Annotated in this window: 13 protein-coding genes and 1 tRNA gene; 5 read left to right on the top strand and 9 right to left on the bottom strand. The window is 59.5% G+C overall.

Annotated features, from left to right (window positions below; genetic code table 11):
• Window positions 1-26: 26 nt before the first annotated feature.
• The 3 genes from ffh to FPL22_RS01520 all read left to right on the top strand — a co-directional run bounded on the left by ffh (window position 27) and on the right by FPL22_RS01520 (window position 3,385).
• Complete coding sequence (gene ffh, locus FPL22_RS01530) at window positions 27-1,370, top strand: signal recognition particle protein (RefSeq protein ID WP_144228359.1); 1,344 nt, start codon at window positions 27-29, stop codon at window positions 1,368-1,370.
• Window positions 1,371-1,445: 75 nt separating this feature from the next.
• On the top strand, window positions 1,446-2,864 hold the full coding sequence (locus tag FPL22_RS01525; RefSeq protein ID WP_238991280.1) for a DNA-3-methyladenine glycosylase 2 family protein: 1,419 nt from the start codon (window positions 1,446-1,448) through the stop codon (window positions 2,862-2,864).
• Window positions 2,861-3,385: a methylated-DNA--[protein]-cysteine S-methyltransferase gene (locus tag FPL22_RS01520; protein ID WP_144228357.1), complete on the top strand. Its 525-nt coding sequence runs from the start codon at window positions 2,861-2,863 to the stop codon at window positions 3,383-3,385. Before FPL22_RS01525 ends, FPL22_RS01520 begins: the two co-directional genes overlap by 4 nt.
• 1 nt (window position 3,386) lies before the next feature.
• On the opposite strand, the gene FPL22_RS01515 is transcribed toward FPL22_RS01520, so the two are convergent.
• Window positions 3,387-4,037, bottom strand: a complete 651-nt coding sequence (locus tag FPL22_RS01515) for a phosphoribosylanthranilate isomerase (RefSeq protein ID WP_144228356.1) — start codon at window positions 4,035-4,037, stop codon at window positions 3,387-3,389.
• A gap of 11 nt (window positions 4,038-4,048) precedes the next feature.
• Window positions 4,049-5,143, bottom strand: coding sequence for a DegT/DnrJ/EryC1/StrS family aminotransferase (locus tag FPL22_RS01510; RefSeq protein WP_144228355.1), 1,095 nt, complete (start codon window positions 5,141-5,143; stop codon window positions 4,049-4,051).
• Window positions 5,144-5,572: 429 nt separating this feature from the next.
• Between FPL22_RS01510 and FPL22_RS01505 the strand changes: the two genes are divergently transcribed.
• Window positions 5,573-5,926, top strand: a complete 354-nt coding sequence (locus tag FPL22_RS01505) for a hypothetical protein (protein WP_144228354.1) — start codon at window positions 5,573-5,575, stop codon at window positions 5,924-5,926.
• Window positions 5,927-5,930: 4 nt separating this feature from the next.
• On the opposite strand, the gene cobA is transcribed toward FPL22_RS01505, so the two are convergent.
• From cobA to FPL22_RS01470, 7 genes are all read right to left on the bottom strand, one after another.
• Entirely contained in the window at window positions 5,931-7,460 is a 1,530-nt protein-coding gene (gene cobA / locus FPL22_RS01500; RefSeq protein ID WP_144228353.1) for a uroporphyrinogen-III C-methyltransferase, read from the bottom strand.
• A 93-nt stretch (window positions 7,461-7,553) separates the two neighbouring features.
• Window positions 7,554-8,423 (bottom strand): hydroxymethylbilane synthase, encoded by an 870-nt coding sequence (gene hemC / locus FPL22_RS01495; protein ID WP_144228352.1) that lies wholly within the window; start codon window positions 8,421-8,423, stop codon window positions 7,554-7,556.
• 84 nt (window positions 8,424-8,507) lie between these two features.
• Window positions 8,508-9,755: a hypothetical protein gene (locus FPL22_RS01490; protein WP_144228351.1), complete on the bottom strand. Its 1,248-nt coding sequence runs from the start codon at window positions 9,753-9,755 to the stop codon at window positions 8,508-8,510.
• 298 nt (window positions 9,756-10,053) lie between these two features.
• The gene (gene ilvC, locus FPL22_RS01485; RefSeq protein WP_144228350.1) at window positions 10,054-11,085 is read right to left on the bottom strand and encodes a ketol-acid reductoisomerase; all 1,032 of its coding nucleotides are present in this window, start codon (window positions 11,083-11,085) and stop codon (window positions 10,054-10,056) included.
• Between the two features lie 112 nt (window positions 11,086-11,197).
• Window positions 11,198-11,668, bottom strand: a complete 471-nt coding sequence (gene ilvN / locus FPL22_RS01480; protein WP_144228349.1) for an acetolactate synthase small subunit — start codon at window positions 11,666-11,668, stop codon at window positions 11,198-11,200.
• A 28-nt stretch (window positions 11,669-11,696) separates the two neighbouring features.
• Window positions 11,697-11,773: transfer RNA gene (locus FPL22_RS01475), tRNA-Val, on the bottom strand.
• A 109-nt stretch (window positions 11,774-11,882) separates the two neighbouring features.
• Window positions 11,883-12,929: an aspartate-semialdehyde dehydrogenase gene (locus FPL22_RS01470; RefSeq protein ID WP_415663344.1), complete on the bottom strand. Its 1,047-nt coding sequence runs from the start codon at window positions 12,927-12,929 to the stop codon at window positions 11,883-11,885.
• On the opposite strand from FPL22_RS01470, the gene FPL22_RS01465 reads away from it, so the two are divergent.
• Window positions 12,928-13,476 (top strand): L,D-transpeptidase, encoded by a 549-nt coding sequence (locus FPL22_RS01465; protein WP_144228348.1) that lies wholly within the window; start codon window positions 12,928-12,930, stop codon window positions 13,474-13,476. The genes FPL22_RS01470 and FPL22_RS01465 overlap by 2 nt on opposite strands.
• Window positions 13,477-13,493 lie beyond the last annotated feature (17 nt).

Below are 13,493 nucleotides of genomic sequence, written 5' to 3'. Positions count from 1 at the left end.
GGCCGTTTCAACTCCGTCTCTTTCCGATGTTCGAATCCCTCACCGACAAACTCTCCTCCGCCCTCCGCAACCTCCGCGGCGTCGGCAAGCTCACCGAAGAAAACATGGCCGACGCCCTCAAAGAGGTGCGCACCGCCCTACTCTCGGCCGACGTCCACTTCAAGGTTGCCCGCGAATTCATCGAACGCGTCCAGACCGCCTGCGTCGGCCAGGAGGTCCTCAAGGGCGTCGCCCCCGGCCAGCAGATCGTCAAAATCATCAACGACGAACTCGTGCGCCTCCTCGGCGAGGGCACCAATGAACTCTCCTCCGCCCGCCCGCTCAAGGTCCTGATGGTCGGCCTCCACGGCTCCGGCAAAACCACTTCGACCGCCAAGCTCGGCAAGCTGCTCAAAAAACGCGGCTACCGTCCGTTTGTCGTCGGCTGCGACGTCTATCGCCCCGCCGCCATCGACCAGCTCGAAATCCTCGCGAAACAGGAAGAGCTCGGCTTCTACAGCGACCGCGTCTCCAAAGATGTCCCCGCCATCGGCGCCGCCGGTCTGGCCGCCGCACACGCGGCCAACGCCGACGCCATTTTCTTCGACACCGCCGGCCGTCTCCAAATCGACTCCGACCTCATCGAGGAGGTCAAAAAACTCCGCGAACGCATCAAGCCCGACGAGATCCTCCTCGTGGCCGATGGCGCGCTCGGTCAGGAAGCCGTCAACGTCGCCAAGGCTTTCCACGACGCCCTCGGACTCACCGGCTTGATCCTGACGAAGCTCGACGGCGACGCCCGCGGCGGTGCCGCGCTCTCGATCAAGTCGATCACCGGCGTGCCCATCAAATTTGTCGGCACCGGCGAAAAGACCGCCGACTTCGACACGTTTTATCCCGACCGTCTTGCCTCGCGCATTCTCGGCATGGGCGACGTCGTTTCCCTCGTCGAACGCGCGCAGGAAAACATCGACCAGAAAGAGGCCGAGAAGATGGCCGAGAAGATGCGCAAGGCCGACTTCAACCTCGAAGACTTCCTCGCGCAGATGCAGCAGATCAAAAAGCTCGGCTCCATGCAGAGCATCATGGGCATGATGCCCGGCATGAGCGGCATGCAGATCCCTGATGATGCCGAAGATCAAATGGGCCGCACCGAAGCCATCATCAAATCGATGACTATCCAGGAGCGCCGCAAGCCCGACATCCTCAACGGTAACCGCCGTCTACGTATCGCCAACGGCGCCGGCGTGAAGGTCCTCGAGGTCAACCAGCTCCTGAAGCAATTCCAGCAGATGCAGAAAATGATGAAGATGCTGAAGGGCGGCGGCGCGAAAAAGATGATGCGCCAGATGGAAGCCATGAAGGGCAAAGGCGGTTTCCCCGGCATGTGAGCCGCGCCGGAGAAATTGCACCGGAATAATCCGGACGACGCCCCGCCGGACCTGTGCTAAGGTGTGCATATGCGAATGAATCCGGCCCAACTCTACGAACGCGTCCTTGCGAGCGACGCGTCGTATAACGGCCGGTTCTTCTTCGGTGTCACGACCACCGGCATCTACTGCCTGCCGTCCTGCTCCGCCCGCAAACCGAAGCCCGAGAACACGCGCTTCTTTCCGACCGCCGAAGCTGCCCGCGCGGCCGGCCTGCGCCCGTGCAAAAAATGTCATCCCGACGACTTCGCACGCGGTGCCGATCCCGTCCTCAAAAGCATCGAGCAACTCGTCGCTGAAATCCGCCAGGATCCCGCCGCCTTCCGTGATGCCCGCGCCATCGTGAAACGCTCCGGCTTCGGCCCCACGCGTTTGTTCGAGCTTTTCCGACAACATTACCACGCCACGCCCGCCGACGTGTTGCTCCGAGCCCGCTTCGCCACCGCCAAACACCAACTCCTAGCGGCCGACGCTTCGCTGACCGACATCGCCTTCGCCGCCGGCTTCGAATCACTCTCCGTCTTCCAAGAGCACTTCCGCGCCTTCAACGGCCTCACGCCGTCCGCGTATCGCGACCTCCGCACCGCTTGCCGTTTCGATCTCACGCTTCCCACCGGCTATCCTCTTGCCTACCTGAAGCGCGCCCTCGCCCGAGACACGCAAAGTCTCACCGAGCGCCTCGATGGCGATACCTACACAACGGTTGTCCGTCTTGGCAAAAACCAGACGCCTTCCCTGCTCCGCCTACACCTATCGCCTGACTTGATCGGCGTTGAATCCGCCGATCACGCACCCGAAGCCCATGCCCTTGTCATCGCATTGCTCGGGCTCGACCAGGACGCCGCCGCCTTCGCCCGACTCGCCCGCAAACTCGGGCTAGCCCGTCTCATCGCCGGCCGCACCGAACTGCGCATCACGCAAACTCCATCCGTCTTCGACGGACTCCTCTGGTCGATCATCGGCCAGCAAATCAACCTCCCCTTCGCGTTCCAACTCCGCCGCCGCCTTATCGAACTTACCAGCCAGCCTTTCGCCGAAAATCTCTACGCTCCGCCCACGCCCGCCGCCATCGCCGCGCTCACTTACGACGACCTCAAACCTCTCCAGTTTTCCCGCTCCAAAGCCGCCTACGTCATCGACACCGCACGCCTCGTCGCGAGCGGACAACTCAACCTCGAAGCCCTGCGCACGATGAGCGCCACCCGCGCCGAGCGCACGTTGCTCGCCATCCGCGGACTCGGCCCGTGGTCCGTCAATTATCTCATGATGCGCGCCCTCGGTTTCGCCGACTGCGTTCCTCTCGGCGACACCGGCGTGACCAGCGGGCTCCACGCACTCCTCAAACTGCAAACTCGCCCCGACATCGAAGCCACCAAGCGCCTCATGTCCGTGTTTTCCCCGCACCGCAGTCTCGCCACTGCGCACCTCTGGCAGTTCAACCAACCCGCCCCATGAAGCCGACCGCCCCCACGTTCCACACGACGACCTTCCCAACTCCCTGCGGCCCCTTTTCCGTTGCTGTCGACGACACCGGCGCCGTCGTCGCCACCGCCTTCGGCGACCTCCACCGCCTGAGCGAACGCCTCAAGCCCACTTGTAACTTAATAAGTGACAAACTTTCCTTAACCATTCCGGTAAAAAAGGAAGTGGATGCCTATTTTTCAGGTAAACTGCACACGTTCACCGTGCCGCTTGCTGCGCAAGGCACGGAGTTTCAGCACAAAGTTTGGTCCGCCCTCGTCGCGATTCCTTACGGCGAAACCCGTAGCTACGGTGGCCTCGCCGCGGATCTCGGTAATCCCACCGCTTCGCGCGCGGTGGGCAGTGCCAACGGCGCCAACCCCATTTGCCTCCTCGTCCCGTGCCACCGCGTCATCGGTGCCGATGGTTCGCTCACCGGCTTCGCCTTCGGCGAGGACATCAAGCGCCAGCTGCTCGCCCTCGAGGGCGCGTTGCCACCTCAGTTGATCAATTGAGTCAGCCGATTTTAGCCAGCACGTCGCCCAACTGCTTCAGCTTGGTGTGATCTTTCACACCCGGCGACGTTTCCACGCCGCTGTTCACATCAACTGTGCGCGCACCGCTCGCCGTGATCGCATCCGTCAGATTGTCGGGATTAAGACCGCCCGCGAGTATCCATGTGTGCTGCGGATAGGTCTGCTGATGACGGGCAAACTTTCCCCAATCGCCGGTTTTACCCGAGCCGCCAAAACCGCCGGCATGAAATGTATCCAATAAAAACGTAGCCGCGAGCGGCAGCCAATCCGCCGGCACGTCCTCACCTGGCGGCAACTTGGGAGCGAGCCAGAGACGATGCGCTCCGACCGAACCCGACCAGGCGCGCACCGTCTCCAATGAGGTCGTGTGCGAAAAATGAATCTGAAACAAATCGAAGCCGGCCGCTATCGCCTCGCCCAGCGCCTCAAGTGAAGGCTCGACCATCACCGCCACCCGCCGCGGTCCCGCCGGCAGCGTAGGCGCGATTTCCTTGTAACGCTCCAGCGAAAGGTAGCGTGGTGATTTCGGATAAAGAATGAATCCCAAGTAGTCCGCCCCCAGATCAGCGGCCACCTGCGCATCTTCGAGACGAGTCTGCCCGCAAACCTTGAGGTAGGTATTACCAATCATGCTTCGATAAATCAGAATGAATTCACCGAGGCGATCACGTGATCGACCTGCGCGTCGGTGAGCTCGGGGAAGATCGGCAGGCTCACGCAAGTCGCCGCCGCCTTCTCCGCAACCGGGATCGAACCTTCCGCGTAGCCCAGGCCCGCATAACACGTCTGGCGATGCAGCGGCACGGGATAGATCAAGTCAGTGCCGATCTCGTGCTTAGTGAGATGCTCGCGCAACGCATCGCGGCGCGGATGACGGATCGTGAACTGGTGATACACGCTCGCGCCGTAATCGACCGTCGCCGGCAGGATCACGTCGGCGAGCTTGATGCCCGCGATGTATTTCGCAGCGATGGCCTGACGACGTGCAGTCCACGTCGCGAGGTGAGGCAGCTTCACGTTGAGCAACGCGCCTTGGAAGCCGTCCATGCGGAAATTAAAACCCACCTGGTCGTGATAATAACGACGGCCCATGCCGTGCACGCGCAGGAGTTTGGCCTGGTCGAAATGCGCATCGTTCTTCGAGACCAGCGCACCGCCCTCGCCGCAGCCGCCGAGATTCTTGGTCGGATAAAAGCTGAACGTGCCGACATCACCCAGGATACCCACCGGCGTGCCTTTATATTTGGCTTCGACCGCCTGCGCGCAGTCCTCGACGACGAACAGGTTGTGCTTCTTGGCGATGGCGAGTAGCGCATCCATCGGCGCGGGCTGCCCGAAGAGATGCACGATCACGATGCCCTTCGTTTTGGGCGTGATGGCAGCTTCGACCGCCGCCGGATCCAGGTTGAAGGTCTTCGCGTCAATATCGACGAACTTGGGCGTAGCGCCGACATAGCTCACGCCCCACGCCGACGAGATGAAGGTGAATGCCGGCACGATCACCTCGTCGCCAGGGCCCCAGCCCGCGATGACCGCCGCGAGGTGCAACGGCGACGTGCCGCTGTTCAGGCCGAGCGTGCGAGTGTAGCCGAGCGTCTTGGAAAAGTTCTCCTCAAAGGTTTCGACGTCCTTGCCGAGGCAAAAGCGCGTGCCGTCGTAAGTGGACGCGAGCGCGGCGAGCGCCTGTTCGCGCAAGGCTTGATGCTGAATCGAAAGATCGAGAAACGGGACTTTCATGGGAGTAAGGGTCAACCCAACCGATAACCGGCAAAAATCCAAACCCGATTTTATCACCAACCGCGTGCAAAAGCAGTATTCACGGCTCACGGCTGAGCATTCGCGAATGAGAAATTGCCTGATGACTGAATAAAACCCGAGGAATCACCAGTCGTCTGCCCATGTTTCCGGGCAACATCTGTTTGCGTTAAAACCACCGTGATCGCGCAAGATTATGCATGTTAGCCGCCTGCGGTTTCACGTTTTTACCCCCTACGTCACGGTCGGTAATTCCCCCCGCCCCGCGATAAGGGGAACGCATCAAAAGCCCCCCAGTCGGTGAGGTGTATGCAGAAACCAATTACATTTCGCGCGCTGATTATACCGGCATTTTCAGTGCTTTGCCCGGTGCTATTGTTGGCAGGTTGCGCGACGAAACCTAAAAGCAAAGTGCCGTCAGCTCTGACCGAGTTAAAAGATTTGCACGCGGGCGTGGAGCGCAGCGAAGTGATCGAAAAATTCGGCCAGCCTGTATCCCACGGAATCGATGCCTATGGAATTCCCGTCGAGGTCTTCCAATTCGTGGAAAGCGCACCAGCTCTAAACTCCAAGCCGATCTCCGAAAAAAAGCGTGCAGCAAACGAGAATAACAAAGCCGAGGTTACCGTTCTCATGGCCCAGACCGGTCCCTTCAATGGACAATTTGCCGGTGATCTCCTCACCGTGCAGGTGAGCTACGATGAGGAAAACTTGATCGATGACACCCGCCTACTGAAGGCCGTCCCCGGCCCGACACCTCACTAAACCCTCAACGGGCTTTAAGATTTTTAATCAGAGCTTCTATAAGCGAGTCGAGGCTGGGCTTCTTCGCCTCGAAGCCGATCTCCATGGCTACTTTCTTCATCGTCTCGGTGGTCTGCGGTCCGATGCTGCCAGCGAGCGGAAGTGTGGCCTTGTCCGACAAAGCCAACGCCGCGGATTGTTCGGCAAATGACAACACGGCCGACGAGCTGGCAAAGAGGATCGCATCCGCTCCCTTCTCGCGGAAGTCATCCGCCACGGGATCCAGGGTGAGATCGGTCTTCTCCGTTTTGTAGAGGAGCAGGCTGTCCACAATCGCGCCACCGGCCTCGAGTTTGCGAACTAGCGTGTCGCGGTTGAGGTTGCCCGTGACGACGATGACCTTGGCGCTGTCGAGGCTGCCGGTGGCGATGAGCGCATCGGCCAGCGATGAACCCGTCGCGGTCTCGGGCATGCACTCGACTTTTATGTGATATTTCTCGATCTCGCGCGCGGTCGCTTTGCCCACGCAGGCGAAGCGCAACATACCGAGCGAGCGGATGTCTTTAAAGCCCTTCAGGAAATCCTCGAAGAAGAACCGCACGCCGTTCGCGCTCGTGAAGACGATCCAGTCGTAGGTGCCGAGTTCGGCAAGGATCTCCACAAAACCGAGCCGATCCGTATCCTTGCTGATCGTGATGAGCGGCAGTTCGAGCACCTCGGCGCCAAGGGTTTCAAGTTTGTCGCGCAGTTCACTGTTCTGGTCGCGCGTTCGCGTGATCGCCACGCGGCGGCCGAAGAGAGGCAGGTGTTCAAACCAGTCGATCGCCTCGTGGTCGCGCACCACTTCACCCACAAAAATGATGGCGGGCGCGGCGAGCGCCGAAGTTTTCACGAGTTCGGCCAGAGTGGAAACCGTGCCGGTCACGCTGCGCTGGCGGCCGAGCGAAGCCCATTGCACGACGGCGGCGGGCGTTTTGGAGGAAAGTCCGCCGGCCTGCAGTTCGGCCAAGATGAACTCGAGGTTCCCCATGCCCATGTAGATCGCGAGCGTGGTGTTTTTCAGCGCACCGTAGCTACGCCAATCAACCTGGGTTTCCTTCTTCGTCGGATCTTCATGCCCGGTGAGCAGCACGAGCGCGGTGCTAAGATTGCGATAAGTGAGCGGAATGCCCGCGTAGGCGCCTGCTGCGATGGCCGCAGTAACGCCGGGCACGACTTCAAACGGAATGCCATCCTTGGCGAGCGTGCGGGCTTCTTCGCCACCGCGTCCGAAGATGTAGGGATCGCCGCCTTTGAGTCGCACGACCTTCTTGCCTGCCTTCGCGTGGGTGACGAGGAGCGTCTCGATTTCTTCCTGCGGCACGGAATGGAAACCGGCTTTTTTACCGACGTAGACAATTTCGCATTCGGGGCGGCACCATTTCACCAGCTCGGGGTGAACGAGGTAATCGTAAACGAGGACGTCGGCCTGCGAGATGAGTTCCTTTGCGCGGAAGGTGACGAGGCCAAGATCGCCGGGACCGGCGCCAACGAGATGAACGATGCCTGTAGACATAAGTGAGGAATTAATCGCAAAGACGCTAAGGAGCTAAGTTCGATCGCAAAGATTCCGAACCTCGGTCTCTTCGCGTCATGGCGTCTTTGCGTTTCAAAGTTTGAATCCGAAGTGAGTGAGCAGCGTGCGGGCGGTTTCGACCGGAGCGTCGATTTCCGCGTCGCTCAGCGGGAGGCTGCGGAGGCCGATTTCGTGGTGGTAAAACCAGAGTGTGTCAGACGTGGCATGCGCGGCGAAGGCCGTCTGGCAACCGCCACCGAGCGCGGCTTGAAATGCGCGTTCCAGCGTAACGAAACGCGAGGTGCGTTTATCGAGCACCGCGGCGAAACGAGCCGCATCAGCCGCCCGCGTCTGGATCGCGATCGCTGCCTGGCCGACGGCGGGAACCATGTGCTCGAAACCGAGCGCGTGAAACTCAACGCCTTGCCAGCCACCGATGCCGAGACGGCGCAGACCCGCGCACGCGAGCACGGTCGCGTCGGCGACATGGTCCTGGCCGATCTTGCGGAGACGGGTGTCCACGTTACCACGGATCTCCGTGAACTGCGCATCGGGAAACAGCATCGCGAGCTGCAGGCGGCGGCGCGGACTGCTGGTGGCGATGGTCGCGGGCGACTCGAGGCCTTCGCGGACGACCAGCATGTCGCGCGGGTCTTCACGCGGCAGGTAGCCGGCAACGGACAAGCCGGCGGGCATTTCGCCGGGGAGATCCTTGCAGCTATGGACCGCGAGATCAGCGTCTCCACGCAAAAGCGCGTCTTCGAGCTCCTTGGTGAAAAGACCTTTTCCGCCCTGTTTTTCGAGGGACCATTCGATGCGCTGGTCGCCGGTGGTGACGATTTTCAACAACTCAACTTCGACGCCCAGCGTGGCGCGCAGGTGCGCGGCGACCTGCTCCGATTGCGCGAGGGCAAGCGGGCTTTTTCGAGTGGCCAGTCGGAGTTTCGTTAAGGGTGCAGACATGAAATAGGGAGGAACATTGAGCGCTCCCTGATCGGTTAAGTCGAAATTATTTATACAAACGACAGCGTTACCAGCGGGCAGCCGTTAATGGCCGAATAACCCACCCGCTACCTCCCTCGCTTGATCCGGGTCTATTCGTTTCCAAGGCGCGTAACTTCCATCAAACCGCACAGGCACAATAATCACCTCGGCCCCCACATCCTGATCTTCCTTGACCAAGGTAAAATGATTTTCACCGACAGACCAAAGGGCCTTCATTTCTTTGGAATATTTAATTGGAAGGCCATCCGCATAATCCAAAGGAACAGACGGCAAATAATCAGGCACGAGTTCGCCCAATGAAGAGGGCAACTGTCCCGCAGTTGCTTCGTGATAACGACGAAGGGCAACCAAAGCCTCTCCAATTGAGCATCTGGTCTGTTGACGCAGTCGGGCATCCAACACGCCACCGAACGATGAATGCAGAAAATCATGTGCCAGCCTCTTACCGTAACCGTTGAGCCATTCTCCGTATAATGCGCAAAGATCAGGCATGTGCTCCGTAGAAGCCGACCGCTTTCGATCAATCGGAATGTCGATCAATGATTCGTAATAATGATACCAAGGGATGACATAATTCAGGCTTTGGTTGGGTTTGAAAAGAAACGGAAGGCGATAGCCAATGCGGTCTTTAATGCTGAACTGCAAAAGGCCTGATAAGCTTTGAGGATGCTTCAATCCCTCAATCATTAGCTGCTTCATCCGAAAATCTGCCGCGATCAACTGGGCGAAGTCCTCGGTCAACAGTCGGGAGAGAGAGATTTCATGGCGGAGTCGCTGACAATCCGTCAGTGTTGTGTGCGGATTTGAAATTACAGCGTAAGCCGTTTCGAACGTCACGGTTTGTGCAGCAACTACAGAAACATGAGTTAACAGGTCCCCACGACTGCCAAGAACGATACGAGCAGCATGCAGTGCATCACACACCATGGTGGTCGCGCCCGAAGTATCGTTCTCACCGAGCAGCTGCCGCGCTCGAAGCACCGTAAGATAAATAATCATGCGCACATCCGGTTGCGAACCATACGCGGAGACCGCGTTATCCGGCACGGGCGTTTGCCCAAATTCCAGCGACCGAACTTGGCGGACAGCGTCGATGGCGAACCCACGATCTTTCAACCATGCTCCGACTTGGGCTGAATCCCACCTGCGACCATAAAGCGTATCGCTAAAGTTGTCTCCAGTTAGATCGTCCGGCTTGCCGAGTTGGCCGGCTACTTTCGCAAGCACAAGATAACCGTTCTCTGATTCGGGCAGCACACGCGGGATATAGTGCAGAGCAGTCGTGTCCATGAGCCGGTCGTCGAACGAGAGTGCTGCCAAAACAATGATCGCGAGCCCAACCAGCAGGCACGCGATACGCCAAGTATATTTCCAAATGCTCCTCAAACGTCGGTTTATCCGAAGTGAGCGAGAGGTGATAAACACGGGATTTACTTACTCGTCGAACACGGCATGCGCGAACCTTGTTTGCGCCAAGGGAGCAGTTTGAGAACACAAAAAAGGGGTGCCGTCCTTCCGGACGGCACCCCTGAAGATAAGTGGAGTTTTAGGAGCTCGAACGCTCGCTACCCATTACCGCTACTCCTCTTTACGAAACGTAAGAGCCGGCCACGCCGCTGATGTTACGCTTGGGCATCCAAGGCATCAGATTGCGGAGACGCTCGCCGGTCTTCTCGATCTGGTGCTTTTCACCGGCCTTGAGGAGCTTGTTGTAGTTCTTCAGACCGCCCTTGTATTCGGCGACCCACTGCTTGACGAACTTGCCGCTCTGGATCTCGGTGAGGATCTTCTTCATTTCTTTCTTCGTGTTCGCGTTGATCACGCGGGGGCCACGGGTGATGTCGCCATACTTGGCGGTCTCGGAGATGGAGAAGCGCATGCCGGAGATGCCCTTTTCATACATGAGGTCGCAGATGAGCTTCAGCTCGTGCAAGCACTCGAAGTAGGCCATCTCGGGCTGGTAGCCAGCCTCGACGAGGGTCTCGAAACCGGCTTGAACGAGGGCGGAAGCGCCACCGCAGAGGACGGCCTGTTCGCCGAAGAGGTCGGTCTCGGTCTCTTCCTTGAAGGAGGTCTCGAGGACGCCGGCGCGGGTGCTGCCGATGCCCTTGGCCCAGGCGAGTGCGTTCTTCTTGGCCTTCTTGGACTTGTCCTGGAACACGCCGATGAGGGCGGGCATACCTTTGCCTTCAACGTAGAGGCGGCGGACCATGTGGCCGGGGCCCTTGGGGGCGACGAGGATGACGTCGATGTCGGCGGGGACCTTGATCAGGCCGAAGTGGACGGCGAGGCCGTGGGAGAAGACGAGGGTCTTGCCCTTGGTGAGATTGGGGGCGATGTCGGAAAGATAGACGTCGGCCTGCTTCATGTCGGGGAGACCGACGAGGATGACATCGGCCTGCTTCACGGCTTCGGCGGTGGAGACGACGGTGAAGCCGTGCTTTTCAGCGACGGGCTTGGACTTGGAGCCCTCGTAAAGGCCGATGATGACCTTGACGCCGGAGTCCTTCAGGTTGAGGGCGTGCGCGTGGCCTTGGGAGCCGTAGCCGAGCACAGCGATGGTCTTGTTCTTGAAGAGGCCGAGATCGGCATCTTTGTCGGTGTATACTTTAGCGGGCATGGTGGTGAAAAAGTTGAAGGATTAGGGTTAAGTTTAAGGGAAAATCAGGAGGCGGATAATTTGGAAGATTCGTTCTTAAACTTAATCTTCCAACTTAATCTGCGCAGATGCGTCACCGCGTCTGCGCGAGTGCGCCGGTGCGGGCGAGTTCAAGAATGCCGAACGGTTCGACGAGCTTGAGGAAGGCGGAGACCTTGGCGTCGTCGCCGGTCATCTCGATGATGAGCGAATCGTGGGCGACGTTGACGATCTTCGTGCGGAAGATGTCGCTGATCTGCATGATCTCGGAGCGCGTCTTGGAGTCGGCCTTGACTTTGATCAGCACGAGCTCGCGGGAGACGGCCTGGCCCTCGGTGAAGTCAACGACATCGACGACGTTGACCAGCTTGCGGAGCTGCTTGATGCAGAGGTCGAGCGCGGAGTCGTCGCTGATGAGCACAGCGGTGATCCGGGACAGCGACGCGTCATGCGTAGGAGCGACGTTGAGGGTCTCGATGTTGAAGCCGCGACCGGAAAACATGCCGGCCACGCGGGCTAAAACGCCGAACTTGTTCTCAACGAGGACTGAGATCGTGTGTCGCATTTGCGGGTTATGGTGTGGTGAAAATTTCTGGTGGACGATGAGGGACTCGAACCCCCGACACCCTCGGTGTAAGCGAGGTGCTCTAACCAACTGAGCTAATCGTCCGAACCAAAGTTGAGAGATAAGCGGGCGGGTATGGGTGCTGACAAGGCTTTATTCCATGGACGAAACAAGGCGGGGCGGAGGAGCAAAGTCCCCCGCCCCGCCGGAAGCCTCAAACCGCCGCTGGCTCAGACTTAAGAATGCCTTCGCGGATCATCAGCTCGGCGTTCTGCACGGCGTTGAGGGCGGCACCCTTCCAGAGGTTGTCGCCGCTCACCCAGAACGAGAGACCGTTGTCCCATGCCGTATCGATGCGCAGACGGCCCACGCCGCACTTCACCTTCTCAGCAAAGTCGAGCGGGGTCGGATACTTCTTGTTGGCAACGTCATCGACCAGCTCGGCTCCGGGGAATGCCGCGATGGCGGCACGCGCCTTGGCGAGATCGACCGGACGCTCGAACTCGGCGCTAACCGACACCGAGTGGGCACGCACGACGGGCACGCGGACCGTGGTGGCGGAAACCTTGAGATTGGGGAGACCCATGATCTTGCGGGACTCTTCGGCCATCTTGGTCTCTTCGCCGGTGTAACCGTTCTCACCGAACGAATCGATGTGCGGGATGCAGTTGAAGGCGATCTGGTAGGGATAGACCTTGTGCGTGACCGGCTGACCGGAGACGTGCTGCTGAATCTGGTCGGCGAGCTCCTTGACGGCCTCGGCGCCCGTGCCGGAGACGGATTGATACGTGGACACGATGATGCGCTTCAGGCCAAAAGCCTGATGGAGCGGCCAGAGGCCCATCAACATGACAGCCGTCGAGCAGTTCGGATTGGCGATGATGCCGCCGTGGTTGCGCAGCTTCTCGGGATTGATCTCGGGAATGACCAGCGGGATATTCGGCTCCATGCGGAGGGCCGAGCTCTTGTCGATGACGACGCAACTGGACTTCACGGCATCAGCCGCCAGGGCGCGCGTGACGGAGCCGCCGGCGGCAAAGAACGCGAGGTCAACGCCGGCGAATGCGCCCGGCTTGGCTTCCTCGATGGTCCATTTCTTCCCGAAACGCTCCACGACCTTTCCTGCCGAGCGGGCCGAGGCAAAAAGCCGCAGCGCGCTCATGGGGAAGTTACGCTCATGCAATAAACGCACGAGCTCTTGACCGACGGCACCCGTGGCGCCGACGATACCGATGACGTAATCTTTACGCGTATTCACGATGAAATCTCCTTGGGAGTCGGTCACTGAAACATGCACCCGCCTCGGCATCAAGTCCGCAGAGCGATTGCTTGCCGTGCACATCGCCACGCAAACGATGCAGTTTTTCCGCAAAGGTGAACTGGTCCGCAGCTACGTCATTTCCACCTCCAAGCGCCCGCCTTCCAACGTAAAGGACTCCCTCGGCACCCCGCGCGGCCTGCACGCCATTGCGGAAAAAATCGGCACCGACCAGCCCCCGGGCATGGTTTTCAAGGCGCGCGTTCCCACGTGCCGGCACTTCAACGAAGTGGCCGATGCAGACACGCACCCCAATCTTATCACCAGCCGCATTCTCTGGCTGCGCGGGCTCGAGCGGGGCGTAAACCAAGGCCTCAACATCACCGGTGAATTGGTCGATACCTACGAACGTTACGTTTACGTCCACGGCACCAACCACGAAGACCGCCTCGGCACGCCGCAAAGCGCCGGCTGCGTCCTCATGCGCAACCTGGAAATAATAGAACTCTACGAAGAGGTGCGAGCAGGCGACTTCGTCTGGATCGAGTAATTATCTCCTTCGGATAA

The sequence above is a fragment of the Rariglobus hedericola genome, assembly GCF_007559335.1.
In the GTDB taxonomy this organism is placed as follows: Bacteria; Verrucomicrobiota; Verrucomicrobiia; order Opitutales; family Opitutaceae; genus Rariglobus; species Rariglobus hedericola.
Note: the sequence above shows the minus strand (reverse complement) of the source record. Positions and strands in the feature narration are given on the sequence as shown.